The 22,937-nt window shown below is 40.7% G+C and carries 15 protein-coding genes and 1 tRNA gene; 5 read left to right on the top strand and 11 right to left on the bottom strand.

Annotated features, from left to right (window positions below; genetic code table 11):
* Nucleotides 1–34: 34 nt before the first annotated feature.
* Entirely contained in the window at nucleotides 35–973 is a 939-nt protein-coding gene (locus PHU20_RS08130) for a calcium/sodium antiporter (RefSeq protein ID WP_274824853.1), read from the bottom strand.
* A gap of 157 nt (nucleotides 974–1,130) precedes the next feature.
* Between PHU20_RS08130 and PHU20_RS08125 the strand changes: the two genes are divergently transcribed.
* The 3 genes from PHU20_RS08125 to PHU20_RS08115 all read left to right on the top strand — a co-directional run bounded on the left by PHU20_RS08125 (nucleotide 1,131) and on the right by PHU20_RS08115 (nucleotide 3,400).
* Nucleotides 1,131–1,490, top strand: a complete 360-nt coding sequence (locus PHU20_RS08125) for a BlaI/MecI/CopY family transcriptional regulator (RefSeq protein ID WP_274824852.1) — start codon at nucleotides 1,131–1,133, stop codon at nucleotides 1,488–1,490.
* Nucleotides 1,490–3,178, top strand: a complete 1,689-nt coding sequence (locus PHU20_RS08120) for a M56 family metallopeptidase (RefSeq protein ID WP_274824851.1) — start codon at nucleotides 1,490–1,492, stop codon at nucleotides 3,176–3,178. Before PHU20_RS08125 ends, PHU20_RS08120 begins: the two co-directional genes overlap by 1 nt.
* A gap of 78 nt (nucleotides 3,179–3,256) precedes the next feature.
* On the top strand, nucleotides 3,257–3,400 hold the full coding sequence (locus PHU20_RS08115; protein ID WP_274824850.1) for an SsrA-binding protein: 144 nt from the start codon (nucleotides 3,257–3,259) through the stop codon (nucleotides 3,398–3,400).
* Here the strand turns inward: PHU20_RS08115 and PHU20_RS08110 are convergent.
* A complete protein-coding gene (locus PHU20_RS08110) occupies nucleotides 3,394–3,906 on the bottom strand; it encodes an adenine phosphoribosyltransferase (protein WP_274824849.1) in 513 nt (170 codons plus the stop codon). The genes PHU20_RS08115 and PHU20_RS08110 overlap by 7 nt on opposite strands.
* Before the next feature lie 63 nt (nucleotides 3,907–3,969).
* Between PHU20_RS08110 and PHU20_RS08105 the strand changes: the two genes are divergently transcribed.
* A tRNA-Arg gene (locus PHU20_RS08105) sits at nucleotides 3,970–4,043 on the top strand.
* Between the two features lie 219 nt (nucleotides 4,044–4,262).
* Here PHU20_RS08105 and PHU20_RS08100 read toward each other — a convergent pair.
* The 6 genes from PHU20_RS08100 to galB all read right to left on the bottom strand — a co-directional run bounded on the left by PHU20_RS08100 (nucleotide 4,263) and on the right by galB (nucleotide 14,976).
* The gene (locus PHU20_RS08100) at nucleotides 4,263–5,633 is read right to left on the bottom strand and encodes an alpha-L-fucosidase (RefSeq protein WP_274824848.1); all 1,371 of its coding nucleotides are present in this window, start codon (nucleotides 5,631–5,633) and stop codon (nucleotides 4,263–4,265) included.
* 33 nt (nucleotides 5,634–5,666) lie between these two features.
* A complete protein-coding gene (locus PHU20_RS08095) occupies nucleotides 5,667–7,262 on the bottom strand; it encodes a sulfatase (RefSeq protein WP_274824847.1) in 1,596 nt (531 codons plus the stop codon).
* A gap of 188 nt (nucleotides 7,263–7,450) precedes the next feature.
* Nucleotides 7,451–9,079 carry a sulfatase family protein gene (locus tag PHU20_RS08090; protein ID WP_420828670.1) on the bottom strand — a complete coding sequence of 543 codons (1,629 nt, stop codon included), beginning with the start codon at nucleotides 9,077–9,079 and terminating at the stop codon, nucleotides 7,451–7,453.
* The gene (locus PHU20_RS08085) at nucleotides 9,042–10,484 is read right to left on the bottom strand and encodes a sulfatase (RefSeq protein WP_274824846.1); all 1,443 of its coding nucleotides are present in this window, start codon (nucleotides 10,482–10,484) and stop codon (nucleotides 9,042–9,044) included. Before PHU20_RS08085 ends, PHU20_RS08090 begins: the two co-directional genes overlap by 38 nt.
* Before the next feature lie 14 nt (nucleotides 10,485–10,498).
* On the bottom strand, nucleotides 10,499–12,043 hold the full coding sequence (locus tag PHU20_RS08080; protein ID WP_274824845.1) for a sulfatase family protein: 1,545 nt from the start codon (nucleotides 12,041–12,043) through the stop codon (nucleotides 10,499–10,501).
* Between the two features lie 455 nt (nucleotides 12,044–12,498).
* Nucleotides 12,499–14,976, bottom strand: a complete 2,478-nt coding sequence (galB, locus tag PHU20_RS08075) for a beta-galactosidase GalB (protein ID WP_274824844.1) — start codon at nucleotides 14,974–14,976, stop codon at nucleotides 12,499–12,501.
* A 134-nt stretch (nucleotides 14,977–15,110) separates the two neighbouring features.
* Here galB and PHU20_RS20145 point away from each other — a divergent pair, with 134 nt between their 5' ends.
* Nucleotides 15,111–15,347 (top strand): hypothetical protein, encoded by a 237-nt coding sequence (locus tag PHU20_RS20145; RefSeq protein WP_420828669.1) that lies wholly within the window; start codon nucleotides 15,111–15,113, stop codon nucleotides 15,345–15,347.
* A gap of 217 nt (nucleotides 15,348–15,564) precedes the next feature.
* Here PHU20_RS20145 and PHU20_RS08065 read toward each other — a convergent pair whose 3' ends face one another.
* The 3 genes from PHU20_RS08065 to PHU20_RS08055 all read right to left on the bottom strand — a co-directional run bounded on the left by PHU20_RS08065 (nucleotide 15,565) and on the right by PHU20_RS08055 (nucleotide 22,918).
* The gene (locus PHU20_RS08065; RefSeq protein WP_274824843.1) at nucleotides 15,565–17,103 is read right to left on the bottom strand and encodes a SusD/RagB family nutrient-binding outer membrane lipoprotein; all 1,539 of its coding nucleotides are present in this window, start codon (nucleotides 17,101–17,103) and stop codon (nucleotides 15,565–15,567) included.
* Nucleotides 17,104–17,114: 11 nt separating this feature from the next.
* Nucleotides 17,115–20,186, bottom strand: coding sequence for a SusC/RagA family TonB-linked outer membrane protein (locus tag PHU20_RS08060; RefSeq protein ID WP_274824842.1), 3,072 nt, complete (start codon nucleotides 20,184–20,186; stop codon nucleotides 17,115–17,117).
* 491 nt (nucleotides 20,187–20,677) lie between these two features.
* Complete coding sequence (locus PHU20_RS08055; RefSeq protein ID WP_274824841.1) at nucleotides 20,678–22,918, bottom strand: GH92 family glycosyl hydrolase; 2,241 nt, start codon at nucleotides 22,916–22,918, stop codon at nucleotides 20,678–20,680.
* Nucleotides 22,919–22,937 lie beyond the last annotated feature (19 nt).

Genomic DNA, 22,937 nt, shown 5'->3' with positions numbered 1-22,937 from the left:
ACAGGCCCTGACTGAACCAGTCAGGGCTTTTTATTTATCGTATCGTAAAATAAATAAAAAGTCCATAGGTAAAAAGTAAGACAAGTCCGTCCCTCCAGCCTAACCGAAGTCCTTTCGGAAAGAACACCAAAGGCAAAATCAAAAAGGCCATTCCCAGCATCCAAAAGATATCATTCCCCAACAGTCCTTGATCCATTACCGTTACCGGGGTAATGAGCGAGGTAATACCCAATACGGCCATAATATTGAAAATATTGGACCCGACGAGATTCCCCAAAGAAATGGCCTTTTCCTTCTTTACTATAGCGACAACGGAAGCTGCCAATTCAGGAATACTGGTCCCTATCGACACTATGGTTATCCCAATGATCCGTTCACTTACCCCATAATTTTTGGCAAGCCCTACAGACCCCGTTACCAATAATTCAGAGCCCCCCCATAAAGCAAGGCCCCCAATACCCAAAAACAACACCGCCTTGTACAATGGCAAGGGCACATCATCTTCATAGGCCTCATCGACCACAGCCGTTTTTTGATATTTGAGGAGATAGACCAAAAACAAAAACAGGCCTACCACCAAAATAATTCCTTCAACCCTTACCAAGACCCCATCAAAGAAAATAAAACCGAAAAAAAGCAGGGAAGCCAACATCATCATGGGCCAATCGGTAGTATAAAAACTTCTTTTCACATCTATACTTCCCATTAAAAGTATGATCCCCAATACCAACCCTAAATTGGCAATATTGGACCCCACGACGTTACCCAGTGCCAAATCGGGGTAACCTTCAACTGCAGCTTTTATGCTTACGATAAGCTCAGGTGCCGATGTCGCAAAAGAAACGACGGTCATTCCGATAACGATTTTCGGGATGCTCAACCGTAAGGAAAGGGCAACTGCGGACCTTAAAAGCCAATTTCCGCCAGCGATCAATATCACGAGACCAAGAACAATAAAAAAAAAGTTTTGCATAAAAGAAGGTTTTGACAAATATAGCCTAAGAATTTTGTTTGAACATTGACCTCAAGCATGGCCAAGACAATCTAAAACTATTTTTATAGTTAAATAACTATTAATATAGTTGTATATTTGATCCAAGGCCCTTATTTTTGAAAAAACAAGAAGACAAATGCAAAAATTGACGAACAAGGAAGAAGAAGTCATGATCATTCTTTGGCGCCTGGAAAAAGCGTTCGTAAAAGAGATAATGACCCAAATCGAAGGCCCTAAGCCCCACTATAATACCTTATCAACGATGGTACGCAATCTCGTGGAAAAAAAATACGTAGGCTATGAGGCCTTTGGAAAGACCCATAGGTACTACCCTTTAGTATCCCTTGAAGCCTACCGCAAGCAATTCGTAAACTCCAAACTAGCCGAATATTTCGACAATTCCTATAAAAGTATGGTTTCCTTTTTTGCCAAGGAAGACAAGATATCGGTCGAAGAACTTAAAGAAATCATAGCCCTAATTGAAAAGAAGAACTGATGGAACCCCTATTACTATACGTCTTAAAGGCCTCCGGACTACTTTTTTTATTCCTTACGGTCTACCAACTGTTCTTAAAACAGGAAACCTTTTATACCGTCAACCGTCACTTCCTTCTAATTGGACTCCTCGCATCCCTGATTTTGCCTTCCATGGGGTTTACCCATTATATTGAAACCACAACAGCCCCCTTATCACAAACAGGTTCAATAGACCTACCTAAGGAAGCCCCGGAGTATATTTTCCACATCGATTATATCACGATATCATTTATAATTTACAGCGCAGGCGTATTGTTCCTACTGATCAAATTGGCCCTCCAGCTTTTAGCGATCGTCAAATTGATAAAAACCAACAAGGTCATACGAAAAGGCAGGTACTTTCATGTAATACTCCGTACGGGTACAGCTCCCTTTTCGTTTTTCAACTATATTTTCTATAATCCGAAGCACTTTACGCAAGTGGAGTTATCCACCATACTAAGGCATGAAGAAGCCCATAGCTCACAATGGCACTCTTTCGATATTTTACTCTCCAGGATCGTTTCGATCTTCTTATGGATCAACCCTTTTAGTTGGTACTATCAAATCAAAATAAAACAAAATCTGGAATTTATGGCCGATGCCCATGCCATCCATAAAATGGCTTCCGTAAAAAGCTACCAGTACACCCTGTTGAAAGTTTCGGGGAATGCCCTGCCTACCCCACTCATCAATAATTTTTATAATTCATTAATCAAAAAACGAATCGTCATGTTAAACAAATCGAAATCGAAAAACAGCAAAATCCTAAAAACAATGCTGATCCTTCCGCTTCTGGCCATCTTTTTGGTCAGTTTCAATACAGAAACAGTGTATATATTGAAGATGGATGGTTCGGACCACTCCTCAACCAAGACCCCTTACCAACTGATCGAAATTACCATAAACAAGAACACCACGGACCAGGAGCTTAGGAAAATAAAAAAAGACCTTTTAAAAAAGGGGGTTGATTTTTCCTATTCCCTAGCACACAATTCCAAAAATGAAATAACCGATATTACGGTTAACTTCACAACCACCAACAAGGAGGGTAAAAAAATAAACAGTTCCTCCAATTTTTCGAGTGACAATGAGGGAATAGAGCCCATACATATTGTTTACAATGAAGACACAAATTCATTTTCAATTGGCAACAACAAAGATCTTTATTATCAAACCGTAAAAGATATATCCCCTGAACTAGACGAAGATGACGATGATGCAATATGGATTTCATCCGAAGGAGACAAAAAGGAACATAAAACCATTGAAATAGCCAATGAAAACGGCAAAGAAACCATAAAGGTCAACGGTAAGAAAATAAGCCGTGAAGAATTTGATGCCCTAAAGGAAAAGGAAGGGATACAGGAAGAACATAGTACCATACGAAAGTCAGGTGGTAATGACTCCGAAAGCACCATCAAGATAAATATTTCGGATGAAAATGCATCCGATGCAACCAAAAACAAAGAGAAAATCGCAATACATAGCGTGAACGAACCCCCTCTGGTCTTCATCGACGGAAGGGAATCCGATGAAAAAGAAATGCGCGCCATGAACCCCGCAAAAATTGCCTCGATCAATGTGTTGAAAGGTGAGGCGGCCCAAAAGAAATACGGAAAAAAAGGTGAAAACGGAGTTATTGAGATTACCAGTAAAAATCAGTAGCCGATAAAAAAACCTTGACGGTTGCGTCAAGGTTTTTTTTACTTTTGACGTATCGAACGACCACATATACATACATCAATGTACAAAATACTGGCCAAGCTCAACAAAATAATCCTGCCTTCATATTCAAAAAAAGGATTGGACCTATCCAAGGCCACAAAACTGCAATTGGCCCTTATTGGCTGGCGCTATTATATAACCACTAGGGCATTGGATCAATAGTGCAAGAGGGAGTTCACTTCGAAGTCCTTGAGCTTTTCCTTTCCCTTTAGTCCATCGAGCTCCAACAAAAAATTACATTGAATGATTTCCCCACCCATTTTCGCGACCAAGTCACAGGTAGCCTTTGCGGTGCCCCCGGTTGCCAAAACGTCATCATGGATCAAGACCCTATCCCCTTTTTTAAGGGCATCGGCATGCATCTCCAACGCATCTGTACCGTATTCGAGGTCATAGTCTTGCCGTATGGTGGTAAAAGGCAGTTTTCCAGGCTTACGAACGGGTACAAAGCCCGCGTTGAGTTTAGCGGCCAACATCGGGGCAAAAAAGAATCCCCTACTTTCCATTCCCACGACTTTATCGATTTTTAGGGTACCGACGAGATCTAACAAAGCTTCTTCTGTGTATCTTATGGCATTATGGTCTTTGAGCAGGGGTGTAATATCCCGAAACACGACACCTTTGGTTGGAAAATCAGGAATATCCCTGATAAAGGATTTTAAATTCATAGAAATAGATTATACATATTTTGTTGTAAAGGTAAAAAGAAATATATTTGCACCCCTATAAACGGCCTCGTGGCGCAACTGAATAGCGCATCTGATTACGGCTCAGAAGGTTACAGGTTTGAATCCTGTCGAGGTCACGAATAAATAGTTCAATAAGAAAAAAACGCCAAGTTTACTTGAGCGTTTTTTTTGTTTGGACTATTTTCAAAGCGGAGCTTTGTCAGGATGTGCGCCAGCAAATCCTGCCTTTGCCAAGGCTACGGCGGGCACACCTGTCGAGGTCACATCAAGCAAGAAACCGCACTCGTAAAGTGCGGTTTTTTATTTTCATTTCCCGAAGTCCATCCTCCCTTAAGTCAATCCTTTAAGAATATTTCGATGACAGAAATCTCCACATTGGGTTTATTTACAGGCAATACCAAGTTTACATCACCCTCTTTCATTTTTTCTTTACCCCAAGCACCATACATCTTACCCATTTTAATTTCGGATGCATCATGCAAAAATTGAGCATACTTGATTTTATCCCGTATACCCTTCATTATAAAGTTCTGTATGGGATAGTCGAGCAGATGCACATATAGACGATTTGTTTTCGGATTATAGGTCAATAATGAATTGGCAGGTACGACAAACTCTTCGGGAGCTTGTGTACAACCATAGATGGATCTGGAATTATACCTCATCCAATCACCCATACCTTCCAAGGCCTGATCAGCACGATAGTCAAATGTCCCTCTAGCAGTTGGACCTACGTTCAATAACAAATTACCTCCTTTACTTACCGATTCTATTAATAAAGTCAATAATTGCTTATTGTCTTTCCAGGTGTGTTCATCACGATAATAGCCCCATGAACCGGAAAAAGTTTGACAGGTTTCCCAAGGAACTCTTTTCCCATCTACTTCTGGCCATTTTTCTACTTTAAACTGCTCTGGGGTCGTAAAATCCCATCCACCGGCATATTCTTTTAAATCCAATCGGTCATTAACCAAGATTTTTGGTTGAAGTTTACGAACCATCTTGATCAATTCAACAGAGCCCCAATCGTCTCTACCTTTTCCAAACTCCCCTGGGTATGAAAAATCCAACCATAATAAATCCACTTTTCCATAATTGGAAAGTAATTCACGAACTTGGTTTTTGAGATATTTTCGGTAGACCGCCATATCGCGACCTTTGTTCAACCCATCATATTCCTCTTTATTATCCACTTTTATGGAATGTCTGCTGTCAATAGTGAAATCCGGGTGATGCCAATCAATTAATGAATAGTAAAAACCAATGCCTAAACCTTCGGCACGAAAAGCCTCTACCCATTCTTTAAGAATGTCTTTACCATAAGGAGTATTTGTACTATTATAATCTGAATAATCGGTTTTGAACATGCTAAACCCTTCATGATGTTTTGTAGTAAGTACCGCATATTTCATGCCAGCTGCTTTTGCCTTTTTTGCCCATTCCCTAGGATCAAAAAGGTCTGGATTAAATACATCAAAATATTTTTGATAGTCTGTATCTGAAATATGTTCACGCTTTTTTACCCACTCATGGCGTGCGGCTTGTGCGTACAAACCCCAATGAATAAACATGCCAAACCTAGCTTCTTGCCACCAAGCCATACGCTCCGTTTTTTCCTTTTCAGTTTCGTTCCATATTTTTTTCTGGGAAAAACTTGACAACCCCATTGTTAAGGTCAGCAGTAAAATAAGATGGTTTTTTTTCATATTCATTGATGGTATAAAACAGTACGCTTAAGATCACTTATCCAATTCACTTCCCCACCAATCTTCGTTTGGCTGCCAATCTGGATCCAGCATTTGTTTACGCTGTTTTTCTTGCCAAGGCAGGGATTTCGTTTTCTGATTTTCCAACCATTCTTTACGGGCCTCTTCATCCCATTCAGGATCTACTTGTGCATAATGTGTGTTCATGGAATCCAACCATTCCAGCAATTGCATTTGCATTTGTCCGGCAATTTCAGGTTTATCATTTGCAACATCGTCCCGTTCCCCTATATCAGTTTCCAAATCATACAATTCGGCATGCAAATCTTCCCAGTAGTAAATCAACTTCCATTTTCCTTTTCTAATGGTCGAACTTGGTTCCCCACCTTGGTTTCCATAATGCGGATAATGCCAATACAAGGGTCTTTCATCAATATTTCCGCCATGTAAAAGCGGCTTTAAACTAACGCCATCCCTATGTGCTTCCGGTTGAAGTGGCAAACCTGCCAAATCCATTAATGTAGGATATAAATCCGTTCCAGAAACCGGAACATCGATACGTGCCCCATTTTGCCGCATCCATGGAACATGGATAAAATATGGTATTCTAATTCCTCCTTCCCATTGATATCCTTTCCCCCCTCTTAAGGTAAGTTGATTGGTAGAAAAATTGTCTCCAGAAGTAACCCCTCCATTATCTGAGGTAAAAACAATAATCGTATTTTCTTCCAGGCCTAAATCTTTCAATGTTTTCATTACAGTACCAATGGCTTCGTCTACATGCTCAATTAAACCGGCATAAACAGGATTGTCTTGGTACTTTCTAGCAGGCAAAACACGCTCCATTTCAAATCCGTTTTCATGAATTCCCATTTTTTCTGCCTTGTCCCTGTATTTGGCCCACTTCGCTTTCGTTGTTTGTATGCCTCCATGAACTGCGTAAAAAGAGAGGTACGCAAAAAAAGGGGAATCTTTGTTGGTTTCTATAAATTCACTAGTCTTCTTAGCCAATTTCATCGATAAATTCAATCCTTTCTCCTCCGGTAAATTTGGCAGATCCGGATTCTCAAATGGAGAGAAATACCCCCCTTTTGGCCCTCCTGCCTCATTCCCCCCAATATTGACATCAAAACCATGGTCTGTGGGTAGTGATTTCTGCTCTTTGCCACCCAAATGCCATTTGCCCGCAAAAAAAGTAGCATACCCTTGTCCTTTAAAAGCTTCTGGCATTGTTATAAGACCAGAGTCTAAATGATGCTTATATTCCGGGGGTAGTAGCTTGGTATATCGTTTACGTTCTTTCCATGCTTGCCCACTATTTCTGGCCCCCTCAAATTGAGTAATACCGTGTCTTGCCGGATTTTGCCCCGTCATTAAACTTGCTCTAGACGGACTACAAACGGTACATGCAGCATACCCATTTGTGAAAACCGCACCGGATTTTGCTATTTCATCAATATTGGGGGTTTCGTAGTATGCACTTCCCATTACGCTTAAATCCGCATAGCCTAAATCATCCACTAAAATAAAAAGGACATTGGGTTTTCTTGAAACCACTTCTTTTTTTTCAGCTTCCTTACAGGATAAAAACAAAAATAATACGGCAACAATTGAGATTGTTTTTTTCATGATTTACTTTAATTCCGGTTTAATCCACATACAAGGCCCAGCTCCGAAGGCCATTTTGCTTTTACAAGTGCCAGCTCCTTTTCAACAATACCCGTTCTTGTAGGTCTTTCTTTATTTTTTTAACTGGCCAAATCATATTTGGCCATGGAAATGTTCAGCGTTCCTTTGATCTTAAAATAAACAATGGATTATTTTAATTCCATTTGCTTAATGTTTTGATAGCCTTCCCCTCTTAGCTCAGCGAATTTTAACATCATTTCTTTCAGTTTTTTCGGCTTTACTTTGGCCAAATTATTTTTCTGACCTAAGTCATTTTTCAAATTATACAACTGATACGCTTTATCATTACCAATTTCAATGTTTACTTTTTTATTGTACTTTGGAGCATCGTACGGCGGAATCATTACCCAATCACCACTTCTAAGTGCTGTTCTACCAGTTGCTTCAATAATCAAATCTTTTCTTCCTTCTGGATTTTTACCTAAAAATGTATCCATTAATTGTTCCCCGTCCATACCATCAACTTCTGTCCCCAATAAGTTGGCAAGGGATGGTAAGAGATCCATTTGACAAACCATGGCATCTGATTTTCCCGGTTGGATCTTACCTTTCCAATAAGCTATGAAAGGCACTCTAGTCCCCGCTTCAAACAAGCTATACTTACCACCTTTTAAAACCCCTGCAGGCTTATGGTTTCCTAGTTTTTCAACGGCATTATCATAATAGCCATCATTCAACACAGGTCCATTATCACTTGAAAAAATGATTAAGGTGTTTTCCAGCAGTCCCTCAGTTTCCAAAGTTTTTATAAACTCTCCAACAACATAATCCGCTTCGACAATAACATCACCTCTGGGTCCCATTCCTGAAGCACCTACAAAGCGAGGGTGCGGCGTTCTTGGAACATGCGGTTGTTGTAATGCATAGTATAAGAAAAACGGGGATTCTTTATGTTTTACCACATAGTCTTGCGCTTCTTTTAAAAACGTATCTGCCATATCCACATCTTTCCACTTCGCACTTTCGCCACCCTTCATAAATCCAATACGAGGAATACCATTCACAATACTATTGTTATGGCCGTGGTGCCATTTCAATTTTACAAGCTCTGGGTTATCTATAGCTGTCGGTTCTCCTTCAAAATTCTTTTGATAGCTGATTTCAATGGGATCATTAGGGTCTAGACCAACAACATTACCATCTTGTATATAAACTGTTGGAACCCTATCTTGTGTTGCAGCCATAATATAACTGTAGTCAAAACCTACTTCATTTGGTCCTGGCGACACCCTCTGATTCCAATTCACATTCCCGTTTCCTAAGCCTAAATGCCATTTACCAACAATACCCGTTGCATATCCTTGATTTCGTAGCAACTTAGGAATGGTAATTTGAGCAGTATCTATAATCAAAGGGGCCGACCCTGATAGTATGGATGCCTTCTTTCGCCAAGGATACATCCCGGTAAGTAATGCATATCTACTAGGCGTACACGTTGCTGAAGAAGCGTAACCATTGGTAAATAGCATACCGCCATTTGCCAATTCATCCAAGTTAGGCGTTTTTAGTCCCGTAGCTCCATAAGCACCTAAATCCCCATACCCTAAATCATCGGCATATATAAAAACAATGTTTGGTTTTTCTTTCTGTATTGCCTTTTTCCCAACGGCACTGACCATTTTCTTTTCTTTAGCCCCATCTTTACATGCACCGAGTATACCTATGGCCAATAGGAGTAAAAGACCGTACTTTTTATTCAGTATAAATTTTTTTATCATACTAATTTTCAATTTCCCTGAATTCAAATTCTGAATCATAATTGGGATTTATTCGGTTTGGTATGGGTGCATTCATTTTAGTTCTCCAAATATCCAGCATTCGGAAAAGTTCCTTCGCTTTTTTTGGATGTGTTGTTATCAGATTATCCTGCTCTCCCAAATCAGTGCTTAAATTGTAAAGTTCAAGACTATTGTCCTCAAAATAATGATGTAATTTCCAGTTATCCGCTAAAATCGTGGAACCGGGTCGCGTTCTGAATAATGGGTCCCTACCGCCGTCTTTACCTTTGCTATAGGCTTGAAGGTAAACCGGGAAATGCCAATACAAATTGCGCTCAGCAATACGTTCACCCTTTAGCAATGGCAGTATATTCACCCCATCTAAAACCTTGGATGAAACATCTATGTTCACTAATTCCGCGAAGGTCGGCAAAAAATCCAAGTTCGTTATTGGGGTGGTATTCTTGGTTCCGGCTTTTATCTTATGTGTCCATTTTATGATGTAGGGCACTCTTGTTCCCCCTTCATAATACGACCCTTTTCCCGCGCGTAAGGGGTCTTGTCGGGAAATTGCGCGGATACCTCCATTGTCGGAAGTGAATACAATCATTGTATTTTTTGTTAGTTGTAAACGATCTAGCGTTTTTAATAAACGCCCAATATTGGTGTCTACATTTTCTATCATAGCCGCATAAACAGCTTTATCATAATAACCGCTATTTTGTTTTTCTTTTTTACCCTGCTTTTCCTTGTATTTGGCAATCAAATTTTCTTTACCCATCAAAGGCGTGTGTACTGCGTAATAAGGAAGGTATACGAAGAAGGGTTTTGACTTATTGTCCGTAATAAATGCAATGCATTCATCGGTAAGCCTATCCGTAAGGTTTTCACCATCGGCGGCGACCTTCAAATTAGGTAATTCATTATACGGGGCCGTATAGCCACCTTTACCCGGATTACCTCTTTCATCCCCTCCTATATTGACATCAAATCCATTCTGCAAAGGATTCTTCGTCACATGCCATTTACCGAAAGTACCTGTTGTATATCCTGCTTTTTTAAACAGGTCTGCCATGGTAAAAACACTATCAGCCAAATGATCTGTATTTTCTATGGGAATCAATTTTCTTGTTTTTCCATCGCCCCTTTCTGATGACCCAACCGTGTATACCCCATGTCTTGGTGTATTTTGCCCGCTCATCAAACAAGCCCTACTTGGGGCACAATTTGCAGCTGCAGCATAGCCCTGGGTAAATGTCATTCCGTTTGCAGCCAATTGATCGATGTTTGGGGTTTCATAAAAATCACTCCCCATGAAACCAACATCTTTCCAACCTAAATCATCGACATTAATATAAATTACATTAGGGGTGCTCAAAACTTCTTCTTGGGATTCACATCCTAAAAACATTAGCGCCATCACAACCAATAAACCATATGTCATTCCCCTAGGTTCCATTACTTTTTTTGGGATTTATAAATCTTAAATTCTTTATTCAATCCACTAAAACCTATCTCCTCACCCAGTAGCATTTTTTGATACAACACCGGTCTTTCTTTTTTTACCCATTTCAACACCTCCACACTTATTGCATGTGTCGGAAAATAAATACTGTCTTTTGGCTTCATTTGGGCATCAAAATCTTGGGTGTTTTTTTTCATTCTTTCCAAAACCTTGCTATATTTCAAGTTATCGGCAAGATTATTCAGCTCCATTGGATCGGCTTTCAAATCATACAATTCTTCTTTAGGCTTTGAATTTTCAAAAAAGAATCCTTGATTTTCCGAAAGCTTATTTTCATTTTTTAGGGTTCGCATGATATGTACTGCCGGGCGATAGAATTCCAAATAAGCTTGATGTGCATCAAAAGGTATTTCTGGCTTATCATTTCTAATATATTTCCATGTGCCTGAAGTAATTGCTCTTGATTTCTCCTCAACTTCATCCCATAAACTACGTGAGGCGTAAACGAATTCCCTAGAGAAATCCTCATCAAAAATAGGCTTACCCGTCATGTATTCAGGGATTTCCACACCTGCAAAATCCAAAATAGTTGCTGTAATATCCGTAGCGCCAACAACATCTTTCCTAACCTTATTTACTTCTGAATTCTTAGGATTATAAATAATCAATGGAATATGCAACCCTGAATCATGTAAATACCCTTTGCCTCGAATATTGCAACGACCATTGTCCCCAATAAAGATAACGATGGTATTATCAGCCATTCCTTTATCTTCCAATTCTTGAAAAATCATTCCAACTTCATCATCAATATACTCCACCTGATCTAAATACTTAGCCCAATCCAACCGTGTTACCGGATGATCTGCTATATATTCCGGCAATTCTACCTCATCTGGATTCACGGGATGTTTTGATGCTGCCCTAACGGCATTCCACCAATCTCCCCTATGGGTTGCGTCCAATTGAATTTGCATAAAAAAGGGCTGATCTTCTTTTTCAAAGTGATCTACTTTATCAAATAAGCCAAAATTTTCTTTTCCGTCCCATTTACCGATCTTTTCAGATTTAAAATTCACATCGGTTTTTCTTCCCTTCCCCATAACACCGTGGTGACCTAGAATGCAAGTGTAACCAGATCGGCGAAGCCAATAGGTAAAAGGTTTGTACTTTTCATTTAATGGCACATCCCTATTGCTTCTATGATTATCTGCATTTATTTTTAACTGATGCGTACCTACCATCATCGCAGATCTACTGGGGGAACAGATAGGGTTTGTGACAAAACAATTATCAAACCTGACCCCATTAGCCGCCATTTTATTCAGATGAGGGGTTTTAACGGCTTTTGTGCCATAACATTCCAGATCCAGACTTATATCTTCAGCCATTAGCCAAATAATATTTGGTTTGGTTTGAGCATAGGCACTGCTGGCACTTACTAAAATGGCAATTACTATATATAGTTTTTTTAACATCACAATAATTAAATTCCATTTAACCTTTGTTGCCGGTAAATTTAGATGTGCGTTCTTCATTTGAAAGCAGCAAAGACAGCTGTCATCAGACCGTTTAGTTTCCAGCACTACCTACAAACCAAAAATATTCAAAACAAGAGATCGATACAGGGTACGTTTCAACCAAATACGGGGGTAATATGTCAAAAAGTCTATTTTTCAAATGATTTATCCATTTAATGTTTAAACTCCTCGAATAGCTGCAACAAATTTATAGGCCTTACTGTTGACATGCATCAAAGACATTGGATAAATCCCGATTAAAAAAAACATGCGCATAATTCGGATGACGAAACGGTTCTGCCCTATCTTTTTTATGAATAATGACCTGATATAAAACTCGCATTGCCATGAAGTGTTAGATAGACAGATACCCCTCCAATATTTTTAGGAATATCCGCTTCCTTTATGGTACAAAATGCTGGAAAAACATCCAAAAAAGCAGCATTGACAAACCAATTTATTTCATATTGTCATTATTTTGAATTAATCATTATCGTAGCGCTTTTTAGATTTTCCGAAGAAGCCGTAATTTTAATTTCCCCTGTCGTATTTCTCTTGCTTTTAATGATCACCATACATAAGCCATTAAATGCTTTTCTATAATTGACTTGAAATGACTCGGTTGTCGCAGCATTGCCATTTCCTACAGCCGCAATGGTTCCTGGGCCAGAAACTTCAAAGTTTATAAGATCAGCTGCTAATGGGCAGAAATTCCCATCTTTATCTTCAATTCTTACGGTTATAAAGGAAAGGTCGTTACCATCTGCATCGATTTCCGTTCTATCTGCCGTTAATTTTATTTTCGCTGCTTGTGATGCAGTAACAATTGTCTTTTCAGCTACTTGTTTTCCATCTTTATAAGCTACTATTTTTAATTCGCCTGGCTCAAAGGCTACATTCCAATGTAATCTATACGGAGAATCCCAAGTCTTTTCAGGTTTTCTCCACCAGTTAAATTCCGCAGGAATGGTTGTTTTATCCACCCCCATTACTTTCTTGCCTAAAGATTTTCCATTAAGAAATAATTCCGCTTCATCACAATTGGTATAACAATAAACCGGTATTTCCTTATGCGGTGTATTTTCCCAATTCCAATGTGGTAAGATGTGTACCATAGGTTTATCCGTCCATCTACTTTGATAGTAATAATACCTGTCTTTTGGAAAACCACATAAATCCACGATACCAAAGTACGAACTACGCGATGGCCAATCGCCACCCCATTTTCCGTGGGTATCCAAGTCTCTACCATTATAGGGTGTCGGTTCGCCTAAATAGTCAAACCCAGTCCATACAAATTCGCCTAAAGAATGTGGCATTGTTTCTTGTGCATAGGTTTCAAAATCTGGAGGATACGCCCAAAATGGACTTATGATATCATAACCCGTTACTTGTAAAGATTCGTGTCTATCATAATTTTGAAGTGGTAAATGATAAACTCCTCTTGAGCTTACCGTTGATGCCGTTTCAGCTCCATATACAATATAATTGGGATTGTTTTTTAGGATAGTATCGTATAACGTTGGCTTATAATTAAACCCTACAAGGTCTATGGCATCGGCTAGACCGTTATTTATACATGCCGGGTATTGATTGAACCCTGCAGACACAGGACGTGTAGGGTCTTCATCATGACATATGTCGGTTAGCTGTTGGGCAAGTTGACCTCCCTCTTTACTCCCCTGCTCTCTCACCTCATTACCAATACTCCACATGACCACCGAGGGGTGGTTGCGATCGCGTTTTATCATATCCCGCAAATCAGTTTCGTGCCATTCATCCCATACCTTGTGGTATCCGTTTTCCACTTTTGCTTTTTTCCATTCATCAAAAGCTTCCACCTGAACGAGTATCCCCATTTTATCACATAATATTAATTGTTCAGGTGATGGAGGGTTATGACTTGTACGTATCGCATTGACCCCCATACCCTTCATGATTTCCAACTGACGCTCTGTTGCCCTATAATTGACTGCCGATCCCAAGGGGCCTAAATCGTGATGAAGGCAAACACCTTTGAATTTCACCTGTTCTCCGTTCAACTCAAAACCTTTTTCCTGTGAATATTTTATAGCCCTTATACCGAAGGTAGTGTTGTAATTGTCTATGGGCGTACCCTTTTTTAGCAGCACGGATATTGCGGTATACAAGTGTGGATCATCCAACTGCCAAAGTATGGGGTTTTGCACCACTAGTTTGTCTTCCAATTCCACGGAAGTACCGGATAAATCAAGTGTGTTCGTGCTGGTAGCAACAGTTTCACCCTTACTGCTTTTAATGGTTGTGCTTAATGTATATTCACCCGTTATATCAGTCTTGTTTTCCAAAATTGTTTTGATAACAACTTCAGCTTCTTTATCCGAAATTTTCGGTGTAGTTATATACGTGCCGTTATATGCTATGGAAACGGGATTTTTAATAGTTAAATATACATTCCTGTATATACCTGCACCAGGGTACCATCTTGCGGATAACTCTTTGGGATCGACACGCACCGCAATTATATTTTCTTCACCAAATCTTATATAGGGAGTTAAATCAACTTCAAAACCGATATAACCATAAGGACGGGCACCTGCTTTTTCTCCATTTATATATATTTCAGCGTAGTTCATTATCCCATCAAAATCAATGGCAACCGTTTTACCTTCATGTTTTTTATCTACTATGAAATTTTTACGATACCATGCCGTACCGTAAATAGGAAGTCCCCCTGTTCTGGTATTATGTGCTTCGCTAAATGGACCTTCAATTGCCCAATCATGGGGTAAATCAAGAATACGCCATGAAGTATCCTCAAAATCCATTGTTTTTTCAGAACCTATTTCCCCTTTCTGAAATTTCCAATTTTGATTGAACGACTCCGTAATGCGTTCATTGGATTTTACACAAGATTGAATGCATGGAAATAGTACAAGAATTATTATTAGTTTGATGGTATATAAATTCATTTAATCGAGTATATAATCTCCATAGAAATTTAATTAATAAAAAAGGCAACTACTTTTGCCCCCCTCCCTTTACACCGGACAGTTTAAAAGTAGGGAATTCCGATCGAATAAATGTTTTACTTTAAATGGATCATATGATTACGAAAGGATCCAAGTATTCGGAATCAGAGCTTGTCGTTGCCTTTAAACAGAGGGAGACGTTTACAATGGTTGGGGTATTGGAACTGTATAGGCTCAAGAATCCGGAGGATGGGAATTCCCAACTCAAGAAGCTAAAGGCCGGCCTAAACCTTGACAAGCAGTTTTTACAGGATGTCCTGAAAAAAAAGTGTCCTGACCTCCCGACAAGAAGCACCGTACCAAACCTCTAAGAAGCCTATTCGATATGTGTATCGCGTTCTTGCGAGATCCTGGACCTTGCCCGTTCGATGTGTATCCACCACACCCGAACATCCCATGGTAGACAAAAAAAAGGAGGGCTTTCGCCCTCCTTTACACTAACTCCAACTACATTACTCCAAGCTTATCATAGTGGATACAACAACTTGTGGTTTATCCGCTATAAGCGATCCTTAACTTTATGAATGGTTAAAAGTTACTATTCATCAAGCCGCTGGATTTATCTTTTGTGTCGGCCGTATCCCACCAAAGTCTTATATCCATTCGATCCGTATCAATGGTATTTTGTGATGTAGGCATACTAGCACTGTTCAGATTGTGTTGGTTATCCGGATACCTGATTCGTTTCACCCACGTATCGGCAGCAACACTGGCACTACCACTTACACCATCTAACGGCAAAGAAATATCGGGATAATCCGTTCTTCTAAAATCTGCCCATGATTCGGATCCATTAGGGAAGTTGGCAATATACTTTTGCGTGATCAACTGTTTTAGTTGTTCCTCATTGGATCCCGTCAAGCCTGACAATCCGTTGATATAATCACTGGCCGCTGTAGCCTCTACACCTACATAATCCATTGAGGCCTGGACACCTTCGATATACAAGCCATTCGCATCACCGGCTATCCACCCCCTTAGGGCCGCTTCCGCCTTTAAAAACACGGTTTCAGAATAAAACATATAAGGCATGTACATTAGAATATCTGCCCCATCACCGACAAAACCAACATAACCTCCATCCAAATTAATGGTGGCATAGGCCCTTGCATCTGCGGGCAAGGTATTATAACCGTTTTCAATACCCGTAATAACACTCTCGTCATCCAGGCTATAGGAATCATCCTTATAAGTAAACCATTTCCAAGCCCTGGGATCTTCGCCTACACTGGATTGGCCATATAAATAATCGGTAAAGGTTCTTGAAGCCCTCGTATTGTCCCAATTCCAAGCCATTTGATGATGATAATCATACCAACCTGAACTCCACAACGGAATATGGGCCCCATCGGCATTACTCTCCATTACTCCGTCAGCTACGGCAGCTGCAGCTGCTTCCTGAGCCGCATCGGGATCCACATTTGACATTCTCATCGCCAATCTCAATCGCAATGAATTCCCAAAGCGCTTCCATTTATCCAAATCCCCATAATAAAGAAGGTCATAATTGGTCGGAAAGGCATATTGGGTAGCATCATCGGTATCAATCGCATTCACTGCTTCCGTCAACCTACTGATCAGGTCATTGTAAATTTCTTCCTGGGTATTGTAAGGAACGGACTCCCCGGTACCTGCACCAAAATAAGGAATATCTCCATAGGTATCGGTCATTCTTTGCCATTCAGCACACATCCAAATTTCCATTTGGGCCAGTACATTGGTATAGGTGGGATCATCACCATAAAAACCGAGTTGCGCATTGTAATCCGCCAATGGACCGGTATAAAACTCATTCCATTGGTTTCCGATCCACCCATCTACATACTCATATCTTGGGGATTCAAAACTCGATACGATATTCGACCAATATTGGGCATAAAAATCAGGGTACAGATTAATGTTCCTTTGATAATTCGTAAGCGGATTCTGAAACATTCGATTGATCACATAAGATGGCTCAACCTTGGTAATTACATTACTCGGCGTATTCATCTCTTCAAAATCCTCGGTACAACCAACCGCAAAGGTCAATAGTACCATTCCTAAATATATTACTCTTTTTTTCATGTCTTTAACTATTAAAATTTAAAGTTTACTGAACATCCTACCGATCTTGTTACCGGTACTGGAGAAAAGTCAAAAGCCCTTGCACCATATGAAGTACTGAATGCACTGGCATCGGGAACCGTACCTGGCGTATTCTTATACAGATAGAACAGATCACGACCTATCAAGGAAATTCTTGCCTCCTTAATAACGCTAGACACTTTATCCCCGAAAATGGAAAGGGGTACATTGTATCCAATGGAAATCTCCCTTAATTTCATATAGGAAGCATCGTAAATGAATTCTTCGGTTATACCCGACACACGACTCCAGTATTCTTGGGCGGAAACCGACTGTGAAGACGCAGATCCATCTGCCAGAACACCATCAGCGATAAAATCGACCCTACCGTTCGCTGCCGTCCTTAAGGCATTTCCTGAACTTGCAGCACTCGCTTCCGTCAATGAGTAAATATCACCACCTTCTTGCATACCCAACAAGGCATTTACGGTAAAGTTTTTGTAATTGACATTAAGGCCTATAGACCCTGTAAAGTCGGGTTGTATATTACCAAGCACCTGTCTTTCGGCTGCCCGTACCGGTAAACCATCATCATCGATGATGATCTGACCATCGTCACTCCGCTCATAGGCATACCCATAAATGTCACCCATCAGTTCCCCTTCGGTACCCCTTACCTGAACGCCTCCATTATCCGTAATAAACGTATAAAACTCATCATCATCTTCAGCGGTAACCAATTCTTTTACTTCCCCCTTGTTCTTGGCATAATTCAAGGTAATATCAAACCTGAAGTCATCCCTTCTAATAGGGGTGATCGTGGTCATAAGTTCAATCCCCCGGTTCACCACTAGACCCAGGTTATCATATTTACCGGTATATCCCGTACTTTGATCAAGATCGACAATTACGATTTGGTTTTTCGTGTCTTCTGAATAGTATGTAAAATCGAATCCTAAAATCCCTTTGAACAACCGAAGCTCTGCACCGATTTCCGAAGATGTGGAAATTTCCGGTTTCAGATCACTGTTCACCAACAGATCTGGCTCGCTGGAAGTGGTTAAATTAAACCTTCCAGAACCTAAGGTATAAACCTGGGTGGTGTTATAGGGATCGGTATCCTTACCCACCTGGGCCCAAGAACCCCTCAACTTGAAATACTGGATCCAATCGGGCATCATGAACATTTCAGAAACCAAGCCACTAAGGTTTACCGATGGGTAAAAGTAAGAGTTGTTGTTTTCCGGCAAGGTTGAAGACCAGTCATTTCTAGCTGTTGCATTCAAGAACAAATAATCCTTATACGACAAATCGACAAAACCATAAACCGATTGTATTTCCCTTTCCGTAAATTCCTCAGAAGCACTTATGGTTGAAGAATCCTCCGCTCCTGATAAGAAGTAAGTCTCCTCAGAAATCAACTTTCCTGAACTAGCCGATAATTTATCCGTATTACGGTACATCTTATTGGCCCCTGCACTGACCCCTAAATTAAAATCTTCATTCAGATCCTTGTTGTAGGTCAACAACATTTCCATATTCTCTTCTGAGTAGAACTTCTCTGCAGTACTATAACTAGGTTTCTGATCATTTACGTTATCCGCATAACGATAACCACTTTCAGTTTCATACCTATAATTGTCGAGTCCGTATCGCAATCGTAATTTCAGGTTCTCACTAAAGGAAATATTAGTGGTAAGATTACCAAAGAACCGATTACGCTCATCATTATTCACGATTTGTTCCTGTAAGAAATAAGGATTTCGATAATTCGCGTTTGCCGTGGTATACAAGGTCTCAACATGTTCTCCCCCAATAATCTCGTAACCTGGGCTCAAATCCTCAAGCCTGATGTTCATGGGCATTGCATTAAAATAAGAAACAAGACTATAATAACCTATTTCGGGTCGTTGTTGTCCTTTTGTCTTTATATATGAAACTTTGGCATCGACATTAAGCCAAGGATTGATTTCGTACGTGGCCTTTAAATCGAAATTCGTTTTCTTGATCTCATGGTTTTCATAAACCCCTTCTGTATAATCTTTGGAAATAGTGGCTCGATAAGACCCTTTTTCCCCTCCATTGGTCAAGGAAACGGAATGTCTACTGGTTACCCCTGTTTTTGTGAAATTTGTAAGTCGGTTTTTTTCAGCAGCATAAGGCAATAGTTCACCGGTCCAGGCCACTCTTTCAACACCATCGAATTCTGGACCCCAACTGGAAGTTCCGAATTCATCATATACCCCTTCGGATCCTTGACCGAATTCTTCTTGCAAATCCAAGAAATAAGCAGAGGTTGATGCGAAAACACTACCTGAATAGGAAATGCCCAGCCCTTGTGCCTTACTACCTGTTTTTGTTGTTATGACAACAACACCATTTGCACCACGTGACCCATATAGGGCTGCGGCACTACCTCCTTTTAGTACGGACATGGACGCGATATCCTCTGGATTGATGTCCAAAAGGCCACCACCGTTTGAAGTACCTCCCCAAATGCCACCATCACTGGTATCACCTGATGAGAAAGGAATTCCATCAACAACCCATAACACGTCATTGTTATCTGCCAAGGAGCTATTACCCCTTAACTCTATCCTCGAATTACCTCCGATACCCCCTGTAGTGGTTATATTGACACCAGCGACTTTACCTTGCAAAGCCGTTGTCACATTACCGTCAGCGCCAGCAGAGATATCCTCTCCTGAGACCTCCTGTACCGAATAACCCAAGGCCTTTTTTTCCCTTTTAATACCCAAAGCCGTTACAACAACTTCCCCGAGCTGCTCTACATCCTCTTGAAGTACGACGTTAATGGAGGACTTACCCCCTACCGGAATTTCCTGGGCCACAAAACCCAAGGAAGAAAAGATCAAAGTTCCCGAAGTACTGGAAACGGTAATGGAATAATTACCATCAAAATCGGTTGTACTACCATTGGTCGTCCCTTTTTCAATGACATTGACACTGGGAACCGGCGTACCATAATTATCAGTAACCGTACCTGAAATTGTTTGAGCCATGGCCCCTTGAATAAAGAGCAAGGCAACAAACAGCAACACATAATTAAATTTTTGGTTCATGTTAGAAATGTTTTGTTGATTAAATAATTTCATACTTCAAATATTAACATCATCATAAAATATCTTTAAGTTTATGTTAACACAATAAAGTTGAAATTTCGCCCTAAATCTTTAGAATGTTTTCGACCAATAACAAGGTTGAAAAGCCAGAGAACACTTCTACAATAACCAAAGACCGAAATAAATCTTCAAGTTTATTCATTTCAGGAACTCCACAACCCCAAAACGTTAAATTTAAGTGTGCATAAAATCCTACACACCACGATTATATGTTAAAATAGCGCTATTTATGGGAAGTCTGTTCAATGGGTATGTTTTACCAAATCCCAATACACTTTAAATGAAATAACTTATATTTTCGGGATATGGGTCCTATATGGAATCCCAGCTGTGCCCCTTCCCGCGCAGGCAACCATCACCTTTTGGATTTGGATGATTTGCGTATCCGACCTTGTTCCGAAAAGAATGGCCCCCTCTTGTATCCCGAACCTTTAGTCTATCGAAATTTCGGAAGCCTTGACCAGATCTTGATGCCTTATAAAAACCCCTTTTAAGGGCTTGCCATCCAAACTGATGTTTTTGATCGCTTCACCCTTCGAGGATGTAGTGGATTTGATCACCAAAGACTGCCCCTTATAATATTCCCCATCCAAATGTATGGTGACCTTATCGAATTTAGGCTTGGTCACGGCATATATGGGTTCGGCCGGATTCACAGGGTACATTCCCATCATGGAAAAAACCGCCCAAGCCGACATGGTACCCGTATCGTCATTGCCGGGAATACCGTCCGGACTATTCTTAAAATGCTCCTTCAATAAATCCGAAACCATTTCCTGGGTCCTATATTCCTGTCCCTTCACGTAATTGAAAAGGTACGGATAGGCAATGTCAGGTTCATTGGCCATATCGAACTGATTCTTATCAAATACATCCTGAAGTCTATGCACAAAAGGCCCAGATCCCCCCATCAATCTCATTAATCCCTTGATATCATGGGGAACCATAAAGGTATATTGCCAGGCATTGCCTTCAATAAAACCAAGGTTCTTCTCAAAATTCGCCCCGGATTCGGGATTGTAAGGCGTTAACCAAGTGCCATCATCGTTTCTGGGCCTTAGAAGATTGAATTCCTTATCGAACAGTTTTCTATAGGATATAGACCGTTTTGCAAAACGTTTATAATCGTCTTTCTTCCCTAATTCCTTTGCCAATTGGGCAATGGCATAGTCCGTAATGTTATACTCCTGGGTCGTGGAAACCGAACCACTATTGGTTGTTCTTGTGGTAAGATATCCTTTCTCGATATAATCCCGAAGACCTGGCCGCAATGGATTGTCCGCTATCTGGTCCGCACTTTTCAGCATGGCCTCGTACGCTTTGTCCACATCAAAATCACGGATGCCTTTCAAATACGTATCGGCAATGATGATTCCGGCAGGATCACCCACCATGGTCGTGGTCTCCGTGGCATTCAATTCCCACTTAGGAAGCCACCCGCTTTCATCATAGATTTGAAGCATACTTTTTACCATATCGGATTGCTGTTTCGGATATACCAAGCTCATCAACTGGTGCAGATTGCGATAGGTATCCCAAAGGGAAAATACCGTATAACGGGTCCCTTCGGTCCTTAAGGTTTCCCGGGTCCTCATTTTTGGATACTCCCCGTTATGGTCGTTCAAGGTATTGGGATGGATCAAAGTATGGTAGAGGGCCGTATAAAATATGGTCTTATCATCTTCACTACCTCCTTCAACCTCAATTTTGGACAGGTAATCGTTCCATTCTTTTCGCGCATCCTTCAAAATCCCATCAAACGTCTTGCCCTTGGTTTCCATCTCCAAATTCTCCCTGGCATTTTCCAAGCTAACATATGATATACCGATTTTCATTTCCACCTCGGTCGGACGTTCAAAATCATACCGCATATAAGCACCGATACTATCACCGACCACTTCCTTGGTAAAGCCCTTCATCAACCGCGTCTTGCCATTATATCCCATCCATTCGGATTCGACCCCTTTATATTTTCCCGGTTTTTTCCAGACCCCGAACTCATCGGCGGCCCTGGAAAATCGTGCAACGAAATACACCGGATAGGCTTCTTCGGGCTTATAGTAACAGAACGAACCTACGGAACGCACCCCTTCGATTTCCGTGTCCGATACAACTTTAACACTGGCACCTTCCTCATTGGTCAGCCCCAATCCCAAATTGAGTAGAATATTCGACTCCCCGGCAGGAAATGTATACTTACTGACCCCGACCCTGGTCGTCGCCGTGGCTTCGACTTTTATATCGTATTTATCCAGAACATTGGAATAGTACCCGACTTGGCTTTTTTCATTCGAATACGTGCTGCCATACGCCAAATGATCGGTCACAAGGGCCCCTGTGGTGGGCATGGCCAAAATGACCCCTAATTCAGGACAACCTACTCCACTTAAGTTAATATGGCTAAATCCCGTTAAAAAGGTGTTTTCGCGCACATAAGGGGTCGAAAGCCATCGACTGTCTTTCTCCAAAGGTAAATTTTGAGGCCCCGCCACGTTAAAAGGGGAAACATTCGCCATGCCACGAACGGCAATTGGCCCCGGATTGGTGGTTCCGAAATTGGAGGTGCCAATAAAAGGGTTCACATAGTCAACTGGGGATTTCTGGGCCATGCCCATAGCATAAAGAAACCCAAAAACAACTATCCAAATTATTCGTAATGCCCTATTTTTCATGATGTACCGATTCATTGTT

It is taken from the genome of Maribacter polysaccharolyticus, assembly GCF_028882255.1.
In the GTDB taxonomy this organism is placed as follows: Bacteria; Bacteroidota; Bacteroidia; order Flavobacteriales; family Flavobacteriaceae; genus Maribacter_A; species Maribacter_A polysaccharolyticus.
This window is presented reverse-complemented; position numbering and strand designations above follow the sequence as displayed.

What these genes read in the sequence shown, in the direction of transcription:
- galB (WP_274824844.1), bottom strand. Translation starts at nt 14,976, where the DNA reads ATGAATTTATATACCATCAAACTAATAATAATTCTTGTACTATTTCCA.
- PHU20_RS08085 (WP_274824846.1), bottom strand. Translation starts at nt 10,484, where the DNA reads ATGACATATGGTTTATTGGTTGTGATGGCGCTAATGTTTTTAGGATGT.
- PHU20_RS08055 (WP_274824841.1), bottom strand. Translation starts at nt 22,918, where the DNA reads ATGAAAAATAGGGCATTACGAATAATTTGGATAGTTGTTTTTGGGTTT.
- PHU20_RS08060 (WP_274824842.1), bottom strand. Translation starts at nt 20,186, where the DNA reads ATGAACCAAAAATTTAATTATGTGTTGCTGTTTGTTGCCTTGCTCTTT.
- PHU20_RS20145 (WP_420828669.1), top strand. Translation starts at nt 15,111, where the DNA reads ATGATTACGAAAGGATCCAAGTATTCGGAATCAGAGCTTGTCGTTGCC.
- PHU20_RS08120 (WP_274824851.1), top strand. Translation starts at nt 1,490, where the DNA reads ATGGAACCCCTATTACTATACGTCTTAAAGGCCTCCGGACTACTTTTT.
- PHU20_RS08080 (WP_274824845.1), bottom strand. Translation starts at nt 12,043, where the DNA reads ATGAAGAACGCACATCTAAATTTACCGGCAACAAAGGTTAAATGGAAT.
- PHU20_RS08100 (WP_274824848.1), bottom strand. Translation starts at nt 5,633, where the DNA reads ATGAAAAAAAACCATCTTATTTTACTGCTGACCTTAACAATGGGGTTG.
- PHU20_RS08095 (WP_274824847.1), bottom strand. Translation starts at nt 7,262, where the DNA reads ATGAAAAAAACAATCTCAATTGTTGCCGTATTATTTTTGTTTTTATCC.
- PHU20_RS08090 (WP_420828670.1), bottom strand. Translation starts at nt 9,079, where the DNA reads ATGATTCAGAATTTGAATTCAGGGAAATTGAAAATTAGTATGATAAAA.
- PHU20_RS08110 (WP_274824849.1), bottom strand. Translation starts at nt 3,906, where the DNA reads ATGAATTTAAAATCCTTTATCAGGGATATTCCTGATTTTCCAACCAAA.
- PHU20_RS08065 (WP_274824843.1), bottom strand. Translation starts at nt 17,103, where the DNA reads ATGAAAAAAAGAGTAATATATTTAGGAATGGTACTATTGACCTTTGCG.
- PHU20_RS08130 (WP_274824853.1), bottom strand. Translation starts at nt 973, where the DNA reads ATGCAAAACTTTTTTTTTATTGTTCTTGGTCTCGTGATATTGATCGCT.
- PHU20_RS08125 (WP_274824852.1), top strand. Translation starts at nt 1,131, where the DNA reads ATGCAAAAATTGACGAACAAGGAAGAAGAAGTCATGATCATTCTTTGG.
- PHU20_RS08115 (WP_274824850.1), top strand. Translation starts at nt 3,257, where the DNA reads ATGTACAAAATACTGGCCAAGCTCAACAAAATAATCCTGCCTTCATAT.